Source organism: Cellulomonas sp. PS-H5, assembly GCF_019265565.1.
GTDB lineage: Bacteria > Actinomycetota > Actinomycetes > Actinomycetales > Cellulomonadaceae > Cellulomonas.
In genome coordinates this window covers 25044-40654 of the sequence record NZ_JAHVCI010000018.1, presented here as the reverse complement: position 1 = coordinate 40654, position 15611 = coordinate 25044, and the positions used below count along the sequence as shown (strand labels likewise).

14 protein-coding genes are annotated in these 15611 nt (G+C 76.3%); all 14 read left to right on the top strand.

Going from position 1 to position 15611, the window contains the following annotated elements; translation table 11 throughout:
* Window positions 1-34 precede the first annotated feature (34 nt).
* Window positions 35-793 (top strand): GNAT family N-acetyltransferase, encoded by a 759-nt coding sequence (locus J5O08_RS09410; RefSeq protein WP_218706608.1) that lies wholly within the window; start codon window positions 35-37, stop codon window positions 791-793.
* Window positions 790-1881 (top strand): amino acid ABC transporter permease, encoded by a 1092-nt coding sequence (locus tag J5O08_RS09405; protein ID WP_308281510.1) that lies wholly within the window; start codon window positions 790-792, stop codon window positions 1879-1881. The genes J5O08_RS09410 and J5O08_RS09405 overlap by 4 nt, the downstream gene beginning before the upstream one ends.
* Window positions 1878-2735 (top strand): amino acid ABC transporter ATP-binding protein, encoded by an 858-nt coding sequence (locus J5O08_RS09400; RefSeq protein WP_218706606.1) that lies wholly within the window; start codon window positions 1878-1880, stop codon window positions 2733-2735. The genes J5O08_RS09405 and J5O08_RS09400 overlap by 4 nt, the downstream gene beginning before the upstream one ends.
* Window positions 2736-2796: 61 nt before the next feature.
* Window positions 2797-3804 carry an ABC transporter substrate-binding protein gene (locus J5O08_RS09395; protein WP_218706605.1) on the top strand — a complete coding sequence of 336 codons (1008 nt, stop codon included), beginning with the start codon at window positions 2797-2799 and terminating at the stop codon, window positions 3802-3804.
* 37 nt (window positions 3805-3841) lie between these two features.
* The gene (locus J5O08_RS09390) at window positions 3842-5101 is read left to right on the top strand and encodes an LLM class flavin-dependent oxidoreductase (protein WP_218706604.1); all 1260 of its coding nucleotides are present in this window, start codon (window positions 3842-3844) and stop codon (window positions 5099-5101) included.
* 11 nt (window positions 5102-5112) lie between these two features.
* The gene (locus J5O08_RS09385; RefSeq protein ID WP_218706603.1) at window positions 5113-5508 is read left to right on the top strand and encodes a rhodanese-like domain-containing protein; all 396 of its coding nucleotides are present in this window, start codon (window positions 5113-5115) and stop codon (window positions 5506-5508) included.
* A gap of 132 nt (window positions 5509-5640) precedes the next feature.
* Complete coding sequence (locus J5O08_RS09380; protein WP_218706602.1) at window positions 5641-6756, top strand: LLM class flavin-dependent oxidoreductase; 1116 nt, start codon at window positions 5641-5643, stop codon at window positions 6754-6756.
* A 12-nt stretch (window positions 6757-6768) separates the two neighbouring features.
* On the top strand, window positions 6769-7902 hold the full coding sequence (locus J5O08_RS09375) for an LLM class flavin-dependent oxidoreductase (protein WP_218706601.1): 1134 nt from the start codon (window positions 6769-6771) through the stop codon (window positions 7900-7902).
* A 37-nt stretch (window positions 7903-7939) separates the two neighbouring features.
* Window positions 7940-9571, top strand: a complete 1632-nt coding sequence (locus J5O08_RS09370) for an ABC transporter substrate-binding protein (protein ID WP_218706600.1) — start codon at window positions 7940-7942, stop codon at window positions 9569-9571.
* Window positions 9571-10530 (top strand): ABC transporter permease, encoded by a 960-nt coding sequence (locus J5O08_RS09365; RefSeq protein ID WP_218706599.1) that lies wholly within the window; start codon window positions 9571-9573, stop codon window positions 10528-10530. The genes J5O08_RS09370 and J5O08_RS09365 overlap by 1 nt, the downstream gene beginning before the upstream one ends.
* Entirely contained in the window at window positions 10527-11465 is a 939-nt protein-coding gene (locus J5O08_RS09360) for an ABC transporter permease (protein WP_374225962.1), read from the top strand. Before J5O08_RS09365 ends, J5O08_RS09360 begins: the two co-directional genes overlap by 4 nt.
* Window positions 11462-13192 (top strand): ABC transporter ATP-binding protein, encoded by a 1731-nt coding sequence (locus J5O08_RS09355; RefSeq protein WP_308281509.1) that lies wholly within the window; start codon window positions 11462-11464, stop codon window positions 13190-13192. The genes J5O08_RS09360 and J5O08_RS09355 overlap by 4 nt, the downstream gene beginning before the upstream one ends.
* On the top strand, window positions 13189-14523 hold the full coding sequence (locus tag J5O08_RS09350; RefSeq protein WP_218706597.1) for a M20/M25/M40 family metallo-hydrolase: 1335 nt from the start codon (window positions 13189-13191) through the stop codon (window positions 14521-14523). The genes J5O08_RS09355 and J5O08_RS09350 overlap by 4 nt, the downstream gene beginning before the upstream one ends.
* Before the next feature lie 82 nt (window positions 14524-14605).
* The gene (locus tag J5O08_RS09345) at window positions 14606-15457 is read left to right on the top strand and encodes a DUF4397 domain-containing protein (RefSeq protein WP_147796402.1); all 852 of its coding nucleotides are present in this window, start codon (window positions 14606-14608) and stop codon (window positions 15455-15457) included.
* Window positions 15458-15611: the final 154 nt, after the last annotated feature.

Below are 15611 nucleotides of genomic sequence, written 5' to 3'. Positions count from 1 at the left end.
CACCCCGCACCCGCACCCACCGAGAGGTGACCTGATGACCACGACCCCGCTGCGGGCACGCGCGTCCCACGCGGCCGCGCCGGACCCTGCCCGGCTCGACCCGGCCCCGCTCGACGCCGCCTCGATCGACCGTGCCCGGCTCGACCCGGCCCCGCTTGACCCTGCCCGGCTCGACGCCGCCTCGATCGACCCCACGCGGCTCGACCCGGCCTCGATCGACCCCGCCCCGCTCGACCCCGCGCGGCTCGCCGTGCGCGACGCCCGGCTGCACGACCCGCTGGTCGGGCCGCTGCTCGACGGCCTGGCGCACGAGTACAGCACCCGGTACACCGGCCTGCTCACCCCGGCCGAGCTGCGCGACGAGCTGGAGCACTACGGGGTCGAGGAGTTCGCCCCGCCGCACGGCGCCCTCGTGCTCGTGCTGGAGGACGGCGAGCCGGTGGCGGGCGGCGCGTTCCGCCGCCGGTGGGAGCCGGAGCACGGCGACGTCGCCCGGCTCGCCGACCCGCGCGCCCGGGACGCCGAGGGAGCGCCCGCGGTGCCGACCGCGGAGCTCAAGCGGATCTGGACCCACGAGGCGCACCGCCGCCGCGGGCTGGCCCGGGTCGTGCTCGCCGAGCTGGAGGCGCGCGCCGCCGCGGCCGGCTACCCCCGGGTCTACCTGACGACCGGCCCGAAGCAGCCGGAGGCGGTCGGCCTGTACCTCGCGGCGGGGTACACCCCGCTGTTCGAGCCCGCCGCGTACCCGGGCGACCTCGTCCCGCACGCGTTCGAGAAGTGGCTCGCCCGGTGAGCGCCGCGACCACGGCCCCCGCGGCCGGGCCTGGCGCGCCGCCGGCCGCCCCCGACGTCGACCGCCCCGAGGTGCTCGCCGACCTGCCCGTGCTGCCCGCCCGGCACCCAGGCCGCTGGGTCGCCACCGCCGGCGTGGCCGTCCTGCTCGCGATGGTGCTCAGCTCGCTGCTCACCAACCCGCAGTGGGAGTGGGACGTCGTCGCGCAGTACCTGACCTGGCCGTCCGTGCTGGAGGGCGTGTGGGCCACCGTCCGGCTGACCGCCGTCGCCGCGGTGATCGGCTTCGGGCTCGGCACGGTGCTCGCGCTGATGCGGCTGTCCCGGTCGCCGCTGCTGCAGTCGGTGTCCTGGGCCTACTCCTGGGTATTCCGGTCCGTGCCGCTGATCCTGCAGCTGCTGCTCTGGTACAACCTCGCCTACCTGTACCCGGAGCTCTCGCTCGGCATCCCGTTCGGGCCGGAGTGGCTGCGCTTCGACACGCTCGACGTCGTCGACAAGTTCGGCGCCGCGGTCCTCGGGCTCGGGCTGTCGCAGGCGGCGTACTCCGCCGAGATCGTCCGCGCCGGCATCCTCGGCGTCGACCAGGGGCAGCACGAGGCCGCGGCCGCGCTCGGCATCCCGCGGGGCCGGCAGCAGTGGCGGATCGTGCTGCCGCAGGCGATGCGCACGATCGTCCCGACCTCGGTGAACGAGATCATCGGCCTGCTCAAGGGCACCTCGGTCGTCTACGTGCTGGCGTACGGCGAGCTGTTCTACACCGTCGGCGTCATCTACGGCCGGAACCAGCGGGTGGTCCCGCTGCTGCTCGTCGCGGCGATCTGGTACCTGCTCACCACCACGGTCCTGACCGTCGCGCAGTACTACCTCGAGCGGCACTACGCCCGCGGCGCGCTCCGCACGCTGCCCCCGACCCCGCTGCAGCGGCTGCGCTGGACGCTCGCGGTCGCCGCGGCGCGCGTCGCCGGCCGGCCGCTGCCCGCGGACCTGCCGCCCACGTTCCTGGCCGGCGCCCGCCGCGGCCACCTCACCCGCACCGCACCCCGCACCGCCGCCCGCACCACCGAGCGCACCGGAGGCACCCGATGACCAGCGTGCTGCACGCCCCCGCCGCGGCCCCCGCCGCCGCCACGACCCCCGCCGCACCACCGGCCCCCGCCGGCGGCCACCTCCGGGTGCAGGGCCTGTCCAAGTCCTACGGCACCCTCGAGGTCCTCCGCGGCGTCGACCTGGAGGTCCGCCCCGGCGAGGTGACCGTGATCCTCGGCCCGTCGGGCTCCGGCAAGTCGACCCTGCTCCGGCTGGTCAACCACCTGGAGCGCCCCGACCACGGGTTCGTCGCCCTGGACGGCGAGGTCATCGGCCACGCCCGGCGCCGCGCGGGCTGGGGCCGACGCCGCCGGGAGGTGCTGCGCGAGCTCACCGAGCGCGACGTGCTCCGGCAGCGCACCCGGATCGGGTTCGTGTTCCAGAACTTCCACCTGTTCCCGCACCTGACCGCCCTGGAGAACGTCGTCGAGGCGCCCGTCTCGGCCCAGGGCCGCCCGCGGGCCGAGGTGGAGGCCGAGGCCCGCGCCCTGCTGGCCCGGGTCGGGCTGGCCGACAAGGCCGACGCCCGCCCCCGCCAGCTGTCCGGCGGCCAGCAGCAGCGCGTGGCCATCGCCCGCGCGCTCGCGGTGAAGCCCGCGCTGCTGCTGTTCGACGAGCCGACGTCCGCGCTCGACCCCGAGCTCGTGGGGGAGGTGCTCGGCGTGATCCGGGACCTCGCCCACGACGGCACGACGCTCGTGGTCGTCACCCACGAGGTCGCGTTCGCCCGCGACGTCGCCGACACCGTCGTGTTCATGGACGACGGCGTCGTGGTCGAGCAGGGCCCCGCGGCCCAGGTGCTCGGCAGCCCCGCGCACCCGCGCACCCGCGCGTTCCTCGACAAGGTCCGCTGACCCCACCCCGCCCGGCGCGCCACGCGCCCGCCGCCCACCCCACCCGAGAGGCAGTCCCGCCATGCGCACGACCCGCACCAGCCCGCCCGGCGCCCGCCGCCGCCCGCACGCCGCCCTGGCGCTCGTGCCCGTCCTCGCCCTGCTCGCCGCCTGCGGCGGGACGTCCGACGCGGCCGAGGCCGGCAGCGAGCTCCGGGACGCCGCCGAGGCCGCCGGCCTGGAGGTGAACACGAGCCCGGACCAGGACCGCGTCCACACCGCCGAGAACCCGGACGCCATCGCGCTGCTGCCCCCGGAGCTCGCCGAGCAGGACACGTTCACCGTCGCGGTGAGCGCCTACGTCGCCCCGCTGGCGTTCCTCGCCGACGACGACGCCACCCCGATCGGCAACGAGACCGACATCGCCCAGCTCGTCGCCGACGCGCTCGGCAAGGACCTCGACCTGCAGGTCAAGGCCTGGGCCGACTGGCCGCTCGCGGTCCAGTCCGGCGACGTCGACGCGACCATCTCGAACGTCACCGTGACCGAGGAGCGCAAGGAGCTGTTCGACTTCTCGTCCTACCGGAACGACGAGCTCGGCTGGCTGGTCAAGGCCGGCGGCGACATCACGGAGATCGACGAGCCCTCCGACATCGCGGGCCTCACCGTCGCCGTCGGCTCGGGGACCAACCAGGAGAAGATCCTGCTCGCCTGGGACGAGGAGAACCAGGCCGCCGGCCTCGACCCCGTGCAGGTCGAGTACTTCGAGAACGACGGCGACACCATCCTCGCGCTGCAGTCCGGGCGGATCGACGCCTCCTTCGGCCCGAACGCCACCGCCGCGTACAAGGCCAAGGTCTCGCCGCAGGACTTCACGGTCGTCGGGACGCTCAACGGCGGCTGGCCGGACACCGCGCAGATCGCCGTCACCACGCTCAAGGGCAGCGGCTGGGCCGACGCCGTGACCGCCGCGCTGCAGGGCGCGTTCGACGACGGCTCGTACACCGAGGTCCTCGAGCGCTGGGGCCTGGAGGCCGAGGCGATCGACGCGCCCGAGACGAACCCGCCGGGCCTGCCGAAGACGGCCTGAGCGCCGACGGCCCGCCCGCACCCGAGGAGGAGAACCCATGTCCGAGAACCCCCGCGTCCCGCTGTCCGTGCTCGACCTCGCGGTCGTGCCCGCCGGCGGCACCGGCACCCAGGCCGTGCGGGCGGCCGTCGACCTGGCCGTCGACCTCGAACGGCTCGGCTACCGCCGGGTCTGGTACGCCGAGCACCACCTGTCGCCGGGCGTCGGCTCGGCGTCGCCCGCGGTGCTCGCCGCCGCCGTCGCGGCCCGCACGGAGCGGATCCGCGTGGGCTCGGGTGCGGTGCTGCTGAGCACCACCAGCCCGCTGGTCGCCGCGGAGCAGTTCGGCACGATCGCGGCGCTGCACCCGGGGCGGGTCGACCTGGGCCTGGGGCGGGCGTTCACGCCGCCGGGCGGGACGCGGGCCGCCGCGGGCGCGGACGCCGTGCGCGGGGACGCGTCCGCCGCCGCGCCGACGCCGCCCGCCCCGCCCTCGCCCGCCGCACGCCCTGCGGCCGGCCCCCGCGTCGTCGACGGCCTGTACGTCCCCGGCGCCCCGCCGATCGACGGCTCCGACTCCGTGCTGCGCGAGCGGCTGCTCGCGCAGAAGCGGGTCGTCGGCGCGTCCCGCACCCCGGCGGCGTTCCGCGACGAGCTCGGCCTGGTCCTCGGCCTGCGGGCGGGCGACTACGCCGAGGCCGACGGCACCCGGCACGTGGCCCCGCCGGTCGAGGGCGCCGACTTCGACCTCTGGGTGCTCGCGTCCTCGGCGGGGGAGAGCGCGCGGGTGGCGGGGGAGCTCGGGCTGCCGATCGCGGCGAACTTCCACGTCAGCCCCACCACCACGCTCGACACGATCGCCGCCTACCGGGCCGCGTTCCGCCCGGGCGTCCTCGACCGGCCGTACGTCGTGGTGTCGGCGGACGTGCTGGTCGCGGGCACCACCGCCGAGGCCCGGGCGCTGGCCGCGCCGTTCGCCGACTGGGTGCTGTCCATCCGCCGCGGTGCTGCCGGGGCGATCGCCTACCCGCACCCCGACGACGCCGTGCCCTGGGAGGAGCGCGACGCCGACGAGCGCGCCCTCGTCGCCGACCGGGTCGACACCCGGGTCGTCGGCGCCCCCGCGGACGTCGTCGCCCGGCTGGAGACGCTGCAGCGCGTCACGGGCGCCGACGAGCTGCTGATCACCACCGCCACGCACGACCCGGCCGACGCCCGCCGGTCCTTCACGCTGCTCGCCGAGGCGTGGGGCGTCGCCCCCGCCGCCGACGCACCGCCCGCGGGCGCCGACCGCGCCGCCCTCACCCTCGTCCCCTGAAGGAGCCCGCCATGACCAGCACCGCCAGCACGCCCGACGTCCCCGGCACCGCCCCCGAGGCAGCGGCACCGGCCCTCCGCGCTCCCGTCGAGGCGGCCGCCGAGGTCGCCCGCGGCGCCCTGCTCGTCGACGTCCGCTCCGCCGGCGGCCGCGCGTCCCACGGCGAGATCCCCGGCTCGACGCTGCTCGACCGCACCGACCTCGACGCCCTGTTCGGCCCGGCGCACGCCCCGGTCATCTCGATCGACACCCCGGTGGTCGTCGTCTGCGGCTCGGAGAACGGCAGCCGTCCGGTCGCCGAGGCCCTCGCGGCCCGCGGCTACCCGGTCTCCCACGTCGACGGCGGCTTCCCCGCCTGGCGCGACGCCGGCCTCCCGGCCGAGCCCCCGACCGACACCCCCGCCTGACCCGCCCGCCCTGCCCCTCCCACCCCGCACTCGCGCCGAGATAGGACCCTCCGCCCGAGATAGGACCCCACGCGGCCCTATCTCGGCGCGCAGGCCCTATCTCGGCGGGAAGAAGACGAAGGAGCCACACCCATGCCCGTCGAGTTCCTCGGCATCGCCACCACCACCGACGCGTCCGAGACGCGTGCCGCCACGACCCGTCCGTTCGACGCCGGCTACCTGGAGCGGATCGTCCGGGCGCACGAGGACAACGGCTGGACCCGCGTCCTGTTCGCCTACGGGTCGTCCGGGCCGGAGCCGGCGGCGCTCGCGGCCTACGTCGCGTCCCGGCTCGACTCCATCGAGCTGCTGCTCGCGCACCGGCCGAACGTCTCGTACCCGACGTACGCCGCCAAGACGTTCGCCACGCTGGACCAGCTGTCCGGCGGCCGGCTCTCGGTGCACTTCATCACCGGCGGCAACGACCACGAGCAGGGCCGCGAGGGCGACATCCTGACCAAGGACGAGCGGTACGCCCGGACCCAGGAGTACATCCAGATCGTCAAGCGGGCCTGGACGTCCACCGAGCCGTTCGACCATCACGGCCGGTTCTACGACTTCGCCGACTTCCACCTGGACACGAAGCCGGTCGACGGCCACGTGCCGACGATCTCGTTCGGCGGCTCCTCGGACGCGGCTTTCCGGGTCGGCGCCGCGGAGGCGGACATCTACGCCGTCTGGGGCGAGCCGCTGGACCGCACCCAGGAGCAGATCGACCGGGTGCACGCCGAGGCCGCCGCCGCAGGCCGCACCACCCCGCCGCGGATCCACGCCGCGTTCCGGCCGATCATCGCGCCGACCGAGGAGCTGGCCTGGGAGAAGGCGCACCGCGTCCTCGACGCGATCGAGGCGCGCAAGGCCGCGCTCGGCGGCGTGCTGAGCAAGCGGCACCCGATCGACGCCCCGGAGAACGCCGGCTCGCAGCGGCTGCTGGAGATCGCGGCGCAGGGCGACCGGTTCGACTCCGTGCTGTGGGCCGCGACCGCGAAGGCCACCGGCGGGGCGGGGAACTCCAACGCCCTGGTCGGCACACCCGAGCAGGTCGCCGAGGCGCTGCTCGCGTACTACGACCGCGGCGTCCGGGTCATCTCCGCCCGCGGCTACGACCTGCTGGACGACGCGGTCGACTTCGGCCGGTACGTGATCCCGCTGGTCCGCGAGGGCGTCGCCGCGCGCGACCGCGAGGCCGCCGCCGCGGCCGCGGCCTGAGCGGGGCCGGCCGTGCGCTTCCAGCTGCTCGACATCGTCTTCAACCCGCCGCACCCGGTCACGGGCGAGGCGGTGCCCCCGGCCGACCGGCTCGCCCGGACCGTCCGGCACGCCGTCCTGGCCGAGGAGCTCGGCTTCGACTCGTTCGCCGTGGGGGAGCGGCACGCCGGCGACGTGCTGTCGTCGGCACCCACGGTGATCCTCGGCGCGATCGCCGCGTCGACCAGCCGGATCCTGCTGTCGACGGGCGTCACCGTGCTGTCGCTCCTCGACCCGGTGCGCGTGGCCGAGGACCTGGCGACCGTCGACCAGCTGTCCCGCGGCCGGCTGGAGATCGTCATCGGCAAGGGCAACGAGGTGCTGCAGTACCCGCTGCTCGGCCTCGACATCGACAAGCAGTACGAGTACCTCGAGGAGAACTACGAGCTGCTCCGCCTCCTGCTGTCGGAGGAGGACGTGACCTGGGAGGGCCGGCACCGGCACCGCCTGGAGCACGCGACCACGTTGCCGCGGCCGTACGCCGGGACGTTCCGGATCTGGCACGGCTCGGCGACCTCCCGGTTCGCCGTCGAGCTCGCGGCGCGGTGGGGCGACCCGATCGTCACCGCGAACGCCCTGCAGCCGCGGGAGAACTACGCCGTGCTGCTCGACCACTACCGCGAGCAGTACGCCGCGCACGGCCACGACCCGGCCCGCGCGTACGTCGGCTCCGGCTCCGGCGGGCTGTTCCTCGCGGACACCACCGAGGCCGCCGTCGCGCAGTACCGGCCGCTGTACCAGGGCCAGGTCGACGCCGCGGCCCGCCGGGGCTACGGCGCCGACGCCGTGGGGAAGGCGCCGTCCTTCCGCACGCTGGAGGACGCCGTGGAGCGCGGCCCGGCCCTGGTCGGCTCCCCGGAGCGGGTAGCCGAGAAGATCCTCGACTACCACGCGACCTACGGGCACGTCCTGCAGTCCGTCTCCGTGAACCACCTGCTCGACCCGGCGGAGCAGGAGGACGTCCTGCGCCGGTTCGCCGAGGAGGTCGCGCCGCTGGTCCGCGCCGAGGTGCGCACCGACCTGTGGTCCGCCGCCGACCCCCGCCGCGCCGCCGGCTTCACCGCCGTCGACCACGCGGCGCAGGCCCCCGCGCCCGTCGCGGGCTGACCCACGACCCCCGACCCACCCCACCCCAGGAGCACCGATGACCACGCCCACCCGACGCCGGGGCGCCCGCCCCGCCGCCGCGGCCACGCTCGCCACCACCGCCCTGCTGCTCGCCGCCTGCTCCTCCGGCGGGACCGGCGGCGGGTCCGGCGACGCCTCGACCGGCGGCGACGCCGAGCCCGTGGCCGGCGGCGACCTCCGGTTCGCCATCACGGTCGACTCCCGGTGCATCGACCCGCAGCAGGTCGGCAACAACGACGCCATCGCCGTCGCCCGGCAGACCGTCGCCTCGCTCACCGCGCAGGACCCGGACAGCGGCGAGATCGTGCCGTGGCTCGCCGAGAGCTGGGAGGTGAGCGACGACGCGTCGAGCTACACCTTCCACCTGCGCGAGGGCGCGACCTACGCGGACGGCACGCCGATCGACGCCGAGTCCGTCAAGACGAACTTCGACGCGATCGTCGCGCTCGGCGCCACCGCCTCGCTCGGCTCGCAGTACCTGGTGGGCTACGAGGGCACGACCGTCGCCGACCCGCAGACGCTGACCGTCGACTTCGCCCAGCCGAGCGCCCAGTTCCTCCAGGCGACGTCGACGTTCTCGCTCGGCCTGCTGTCGCCCGCGTCGGCGGACCTCACGCCCGAGGAGCGCTGCGCCGGCGACTACGTGGGGTCCGGCCCGTTCCAGGTCGACTCGTACACCCAGGACCAGGAGATCGTGCTGTCGAAGGTCGACGGGTACGACTGGTCCTCCGAGGCCGACGAGCACACCGGCGAGGCCTACCTCGACACCGTGACCTTCCAGGTCATCCCCGAGTCGTCGGTGCGCGCCGGCAGCCTGGCCTCGGGCCAGATCGACGCGACCGCGGCGATCGCGGCCGTCGACCAGGCGCAGTTCGACGGCAACGGGTTCTGGCTGCAGCAGCGCGCCAACCCCGGCGTGGCCTACCAGCTGTTCCCGAAGGAGTCGAGCCCGCTCGCGTCCGACGAGGCCGTGCGGGTCGCCATCTCGAAGGGCATCGACCGGCAGCAGATCGTCGACACCGTGCTCACCGAGCGCGACCAGGCGGCGACCGGCGTGCTGTCGCACTCCACCCCGCTCGCCGCGGACCTGGGCGACCTGCTCGCCTACGACCCCGACGGCGCCGAGGAGCTGCTGGACGACGCGGGCTGGGTGGCCGGCGACGACGGCATCCGGGAGAAGGACGGCCAGAGGCTGTCCACGACCGTGACGTTCTGGCAGGACCCGGCGCCGCTGGAGCTCGTGCAGCAGCAGCTGCGCCAGATCGGCGTCGACCTGCAGCTGCAGCACGTCGAGATCGCCGAGTCGACCGCCATCAAGGAGAGCGGCGACTTCGACCTCGACTACTACAACCTCACGCGGTCGGACCCGGACGTGCTGCGGCTGATCTTCTCCGCGAACGCGCGCAACATCAACGACCGCCCGGCCGAGGAGGTCGACGACCTGCTCGACCGGTCCGCCGCGGCCACCGACCCCGACGAGCGCGGGCAGCTGATCGAGGAGGCCTCCCGCCTGCTGGTCGAGCACGGCCACGCCATCCCGGTCTACGAGCTGTCCACCACGATCGCCGCCGCCGACCGCGTGCACGGGCTCGCGTTCGAGGGCTCCAGCCGGCTCGACTTCTACGGCGCCTGGGTGGACCCGTCCTGATGGCCCGGTACGTCGCGCGGCGCGCCGCCCAGGGGCTGTTCGTGCTCTGGGCCGCGTTCACCATCGCGTTCTTCGTGCTCTACCTGCTCCCGAGCGACCCGGCGGCGCTGGCCGCCGGGTCGGGCGGGGAGGTGGCGTCGGTCGACCCGGCCCTGCTGGACGACCTGCGCGCCCGGTACGGGCTGGATCGGCCGGTGCTGGTCCAGTACGCCGACGCCCTGTGGGGCGCCGTCCGGCTCGACTTCGGGCCGTCGTACCAGTCGGGCGCGCCGGCCGGGTCGCTGGTGGCCCAGGCGCTGCCGCAGACCCTGCTGCTGACCGGGGTCGCCCTGACGCTCGCGGTGCTCGGCGGCACGGCGCTCGCGGTGGCGAGCGTGCTGCCGCGCAGCCGGTGGCTGCGCCAGGTGCTGTCGGCGCTGCCGCCGGTGGGGGTCGCGCTGCCGACGTTCTTCATCGGGCTCGTGCTGCTGCAGTGGCTGTCGTTCCGCGCCGGCCTGCTGCCCGCGATCGGCAACGCCGGCTGGCAGAGCCTGGTGCTGCCCGCCGTGACCCTCGCGATCCCGCCCGGCGCCCAGCTCGCGCAGGTGCTGTCCCGCAGCCTGCGGGGCACGCTCGGCGAGCCCTACGTCGAGACCGCCCGCGCCAAGGGCGCCGGCCGGCTCCGGGTGCAGCTCGGGCACGCGCTGCGCAACGCGGCGATCCCGGCGTTCACGATGCTCGGCGTCCTGGTCGGCGGGCTGCTCGGCGGGGCCGTCGTCACCGAGACCGTGTTCTCCCGGGTCGGGCTCGGCCGGCTCACCGTGCAGTCCGTCAACACCCAGGACGTGCCGGTGGTGCTCGCGGTCGTCGTGCTGTCGGCGCTCGTGTTCGTCGTCACGACCCTGGTCGTCGACCTGCTCTACCCGCTGCTGGACCCGCGCATCGAGCGGGCCCCGACCCGGAAGGCGGTGGCCGCGTGACCACCACGACCACCACCCGCGCGCCGGAGGAGATCGAGGTCGCCGACCGCCGGGACGCCCGGTCGATCCTGCGGCACGGGCGGGCGCGGCGCGCCGGGTCCGCCGGGCCGTGGGTGGCGCGAGCGGGCCGGTACCTGCTGCGGCGTCCCGGCCTCGTGCTCGCGGGCCTCGTGCTGCTGCTGGTCGCCGCGTGGGCCGCGGCGCCGTCGGTGTTCGCGTCCGGCGACCCGATCACCGGGGTGCCCGCCGACCGGCTGCTGCCGCCGTCCGCCGAGCACCTGTTCGGCACGGACCACCTCGGCCGCGACGTGTGGACCCGGGTCGTGCACGGCGCCTCGCTGTCGCTGCGGACCACGGCGATCGCGGTGGTCGTCGGCCTGGTCGTCGGCTCGGCGCTCGGGCTGCTGGCCGGGTTCCTGCGCGGCTGGGTGGACGACGTCGTGGGCCGGGCGGTCGACGTGCTGCTGGCGGTGCCGAGCATCCTGCTGTCGCTCGCGATCATCACCGCGCTCGGCACCGGGCCGACCAAGATCGCGGTCGCGGTCGGCGTCGGCGCCGTGGCGACGTTCGCCCGGGTGATGCGCGCCGAGGTGCTGCGCACGTCGACCTCGGTCTACGTCGAGGCCGCACGCGCGTCGGGCGCGCGCTGGTGGTCGGTGCTGGGCCGGCACGTGCTGCCCAACTCCGCGGGGCCGGTGCTCGCGCTGGTCGCGCTGGAGTTCGGCGGCGCGGTGCTGGCGGTGTCCGCGCTGAGCTTCCTCGGCTACGGCACGCCGCCGCCCACCCCCGAGTGGGGGTCGCTGATCTCCGGCGGCCGCGACTACCTCGCCACCGCCTGGTGGCTCACCACCCTGCCCGGGCTCGTGATCGTGGCGGTCGTGCTGTCCGCCAACCGGGTCGCGCGGGGGCTCGAGACGACGGGAGAGGACCAGTGACGCAGCTGCAGGAGGACCGGGCCCCGGCGCCGGCCGACGCCGGCGCGACGCCGGTGCTCGAGGTCGAGGGCCTCGAGGTCGGCTACCGCACCCGGGACGGCCAGGTGTACCGGGCCGTGCGCGGGGTGGACCTGCGGGTCCGGCCCGGCGAGGTCGTCGCCCTGGTCGGCGAGTCCGGGTCCGGCAAGAGCACCACCGCGCACGCGGCGCTGCACCTGCTCGCCCGCGGCGGGTCGGTCACGGGCGGGCGGATCCGGCTCGGCGGGCGGGACGTGTCCGACCTGACCGAGCGGGAGTGGCAGGGCGTCCGCGGCCGGGAGGTCGGGCTCGTCCCGCAGGACCCGACCGTGTCGCTCAACCCGGTGCAGCGGGTCGGCGACCAGGTGGCCGAGGTGCTGGTCATCCACGGGCTCGCCCGGCGCCGGGAGGCGCGCCGCCGCGCGGTCGCCCTGCTGGAGCAGGCCGGCGTCCCGGACCCGGCCGCCCGCGCCCGGCAGTACCCGCACGAGCTGTCCGGCGGCCTGCGGCAGCGGGTGCTCATCGCCATCGCGATCGCGGCGGGGCCGCGGCTGATCGTGGCCGACGAGCCGACCAGCGCCCTCGACGTCACCGTGCAGCGGCGCATCCTCGACCACCTCGAGACGCTGGTCCGCGACCGCGGGACGGCGCTGCTGCTCATCACGCACGACCTCGGCGTCGCCGCCGACCGGGCCGACCGGATCGTCGTGCTGGAGCACGGGGTGGTGGTCGAGGAGGGCGCCGCCGACGAGGTGCTCGGGGCACCGCGGCACCCCTACACGCGGCAGCTGATCGCGGCGGCGCCGAGCCTCGCGGACGGGCGGCTGGGCCCGTCCGCGGCAGAGGCCACCGCCGCCCCGGCCGCCGAGGTGGCGCCGGTGCTGGAGCTGGTCGACGTCCGCAAGGAGTTCCCGCGCCCCCGTGGCGCCGCGGGGGCGCGCTCGCTGGTCGCGGTCGACGGCGTGAGCCTGCGCGTCGACCGCGGGACGACGTACGCCCTGGTCGGCGAGTCCGGCTCGGGGAAGAGCACCACCGCCCGCCTCGCGCTGCACCTGGAGCGGCCGACCGCGGGCCGGGTGCGGTTCCGCGGGGAGGACGTCACCGGCGCGCGCGGCGAGACCCTGCGCCGGCTGCGCCGCGGGTTCCAGGTCGTCTACCAGAGCCCCTACGCGTCGCTCGACCCGCGGTTCACGGTCGCGGACGTGATCGCGGAGCCGCTGCGCGCCTACGGCGTCGGTACCCGGGCGGAGCGCGCCGACCGGGTGCGCGAGCTGCTCGCCGACGTCGCCCTGCCCGCCGACGCGGCCCGCCGCAGCCCGCGCGAGCTCTCGGGCGGGCAGCGGCAGCGGGTCGCGATCGCCCGCGCGCTCGCCCTGCATCCGGACCTGGTGGTCCTCGACGAGCCGGTGTCGGCGCTCGACGTGTCCGTGCAGGCGCAGATCCTCGACCTGCTGGTCCGGCTCCAGGCCGAGCACGGGCTGACCTACCTGTTCATCTCGCACGACCTCGCGGTTGTCCGCCGGGTCGCCGACCACGTCGGCGTGCTGCACGACGGGCGGCTGGTGGAGCAGGGCACCGCCGAGGCGATCCTGCTCGACCCCCGCGAGGAGTACACCCGCGAGCTCGTCGCGGCGATCCCGGGCCGCCGCGTCCGCCCGGTCGCGTCCGCCGGCGGCACTGCCCGCACCGCCCCGGAGGAGACCCGATGACCGCCCTGCCCGACGCCGCCCGCCTGGCCGGCGAGACCACCGAGCTGCTCCGGGCGCTGATCCGGAACGCCTGTGTGAACGAGGGCACCGTCGAGTCGGGCCAGGAGATCCGCAACGCCCGGACGATCGCCGACTACCTGGACGGCGCCGGCCTGGACCTCGAGGTCGTCGAGCCGCAGCCCGGTCGGGCGTCGCTCGTGACCCGCATCGAGGGCGGTGTCGCCGGGGCCCCGTCGCTGGGCCTCGTCGGGCACACCGACGTCGTCCCCGTCGAGCCCGACGGCTGGACCCGCGACCCGTTCGGCGGCGAGCTGGTCGACGGCTGGGTCTGGGGGCGCGGCGCGATCGACATGCTCGGGCTGACGGCCGCGTACGCCGTGGTCACCCGGGCGCTCGCGGCGTCGGGGGTGCGGCTGTCGGGCGACCTGCTGCTGGCCGCGGTCGCCGACGAGGAGCACGGCAGCGTCTGGGGCGTCGACTGGCTGACCACGCACCGCTGGGACCTGGTGCGCGCCGACCACGTGCTGACCGAGTCGGGCGGCGTCCCCGTCGGTGCGCACCGCACGCTCGCCGTGGGGGAGAAGGGCGGCGCCGGCCGGCGGCTGCGGGTCGTCGGCACACCGGGCCACGGCTCGGGCCCGTGGGGGAGCCGGAACGCGATCGTCCTCGCCGCGGAGGCGGTGCGCCGGATCGCGGCGCTGCGCGGCCCGGTCGTGATCGGCGACCTGTGGCGGCGGTACGTCGACGCGATCGACCTGCCCGCCGACGTCCGGGCGGCCGCCCTCGACCCGGACCGGCTCGACGAGGTGCTGCCGCTGCTCGGTGCGATCGCCCCCGTGGCGCACGCCACCACCCACACCACCGTCGCGCCCACCGTGCTGCACGCCGGCGGCAAGCCGAACGTCATCCCGGGGCACGCGGAGATCACCCTCGACATCCGGGTGCTGCCCGGGGCCCGGCCGGCCGACGTGGACGCGCTGCTGGCCGAGGCGGTCGGGGACCTCGCGCCGCACGTCGTCGTCGAGGGCGACCGGTGGGGCGAGCCGTCGCTGTCGCCGACCGACACCGAGCTGTACCGGGTGATCGAGAAGGCGGTGGGCGACCGCACCGGCGGCGCGCCCGTCCTGCCGACCCTCGGCACCGGCGGCACGGACGGCCGGTTCTACCGCCGGCGCGGTGTCCCGGCGTACGGCTTCGGCCTGCTGTCGCCGCACTGGGACGCGGGGACGTGGCGCGGCCTGTTCCACGGGAACGACGAGCGGGTGGACGTCGCGAGCCTCGAGCTCACCACCGCGGCGCTGCACGACGTGGTCACGGGCTTCCTGAGCTGATCGGCCCGCGGGTGCATCCGCGCGGGGTGCGGCGGCGGTAGAGGGGGTGTCAGCACGACCCCGCCGGAACGAGGAGCACCCCATGCGTCATCGTCCGTCCGTCACCCTCGCCGCCGCCGGCATCGGCTCGGCCCTGCTGGTGGCCGCCGCCGCGCTGCCCGCCTCCGCCGCCACCGGCGGGACCGCGTCGCTCGCCGTCCTGCACGGCGTCCCCGACCTGACCGTCGACGTCTGGGTCGACGGCACCCGCACGCTCGACGACTTCACGCCCGGCACGCTCGCGGGACCGCTGGACGTGCCTGCGGGCGCGCACACCCTCGCGATCACGGCCGCCGACGCCGCCGACGACAGCCAGCCGGCGATCGGCCCGGTCGACGTGACCCTGGAGGCGGGCGGCAGCTACACCGCGGTCGCGCACCTCACCGCCACCGGCGACCCGACCGCGACGCTGTTCACCAACGACACCTCCGCGGTGCCGGCGGGGCAGGGCCGCCTCACCGTCCGGCACGTGGCGGCCGCGCCGGCCGTCGACGTCCTCGCCGGCGGCAGCCCGGTCGTGACGAACCTGTCGAACCCGGACGAGCAGTCGCTCACCGTGCCGGCCGGGACCGTCTCCGCGGCGGTCGCCGCCACGGGGACCACCACGCCGGTGCTCGGCCCGACCGACCTCACGGTCGCCGAGGGCGCCGACACCATCGTGTACGCCTGGGGCTCGCTGGACGCGGGCAACCTGGCGCTCGCGGTGCAGACCATCAGCGGCCTGCACTCGGCCCCGGGCGGCGTTCCGTCCGGCGAGCTCGGCACCGCCGCCGAGGGCGGCTCCGGGCCCGCGGCGCCGTGGGTCGCGGCCGCGACGCTGCTGGCGCTGGTCGCGGTCGTCGGTGCGGTGCGGCCGGTGCGCCGGGCCCGCGCGACGGCCCGCGACCGCCGCTGAGACGACCGGGGCGCGGGTGCGTCGTCCCCGCCGCCCACGCCCCGGTCCAGCCCGCGCGTCCCGCCCCGGTCCCCACCGGATCCTCGCGGCGCCACCCGATCGTGCGGGTGGCGACGCGAGGAAGGGGAGGGGACCGGGCCGGGACGCCCGACCC

Bases quoted from the DNA above. Each gene is read 5' to 3' on its own strand.
- J5O08_RS09350 (WP_218706597.1), top strand. From the start codon at position 13,189: ATGACCGCCCTGCCCGACGCCGCCCGCCTGGCCGGCGAGACCACCGAG.
- J5O08_RS09400 (WP_218706606.1), top strand. From the start codon at position 1,878: ATGACCAGCGTGCTGCACGCCCCCGCCGCGGCCCCCGCCGCCGCCACG.
- J5O08_RS09410 (WP_218706608.1), top strand. From the start codon at position 35: ATGACCACGACCCCGCTGCGGGCACGCGCGTCCCACGCGGCCGCGCCG.
- J5O08_RS09385 (WP_218706603.1), top strand. From the start codon at position 5,113: ATGACCAGCACCGCCAGCACGCCCGACGTCCCCGGCACCGCCCCCGAG.
- J5O08_RS09345 (WP_147796402.1), top strand. From the start codon at position 14,606: ATGCGTCATCGTCCGTCCGTCACCCTCGCCGCCGCCGGCATCGGCTCG.
- J5O08_RS09365 (WP_218706599.1), top strand. From the start codon at position 9,571: ATGGCCCGGTACGTCGCGCGGCGCGCCGCCCAGGGGCTGTTCGTGCTC.
- J5O08_RS09370 (WP_218706600.1), top strand. From the start codon at position 7,940: ATGACCACGCCCACCCGACGCCGGGGCGCCCGCCCCGCCGCCGCGGCC.
- J5O08_RS09390 (WP_218706604.1), top strand. From the start codon at position 3,842: ATGTCCGAGAACCCCCGCGTCCCGCTGTCCGTGCTCGACCTCGCGGTC.
- J5O08_RS09380 (WP_218706602.1), top strand. From the start codon at position 5,641: ATGCCCGTCGAGTTCCTCGGCATCGCCACCACCACCGACGCGTCCGAG.
- J5O08_RS09395 (WP_218706605.1), top strand. From the start codon at position 2,797: ATGCGCACGACCCGCACCAGCCCGCCCGGCGCCCGCCGCCGCCCGCAC.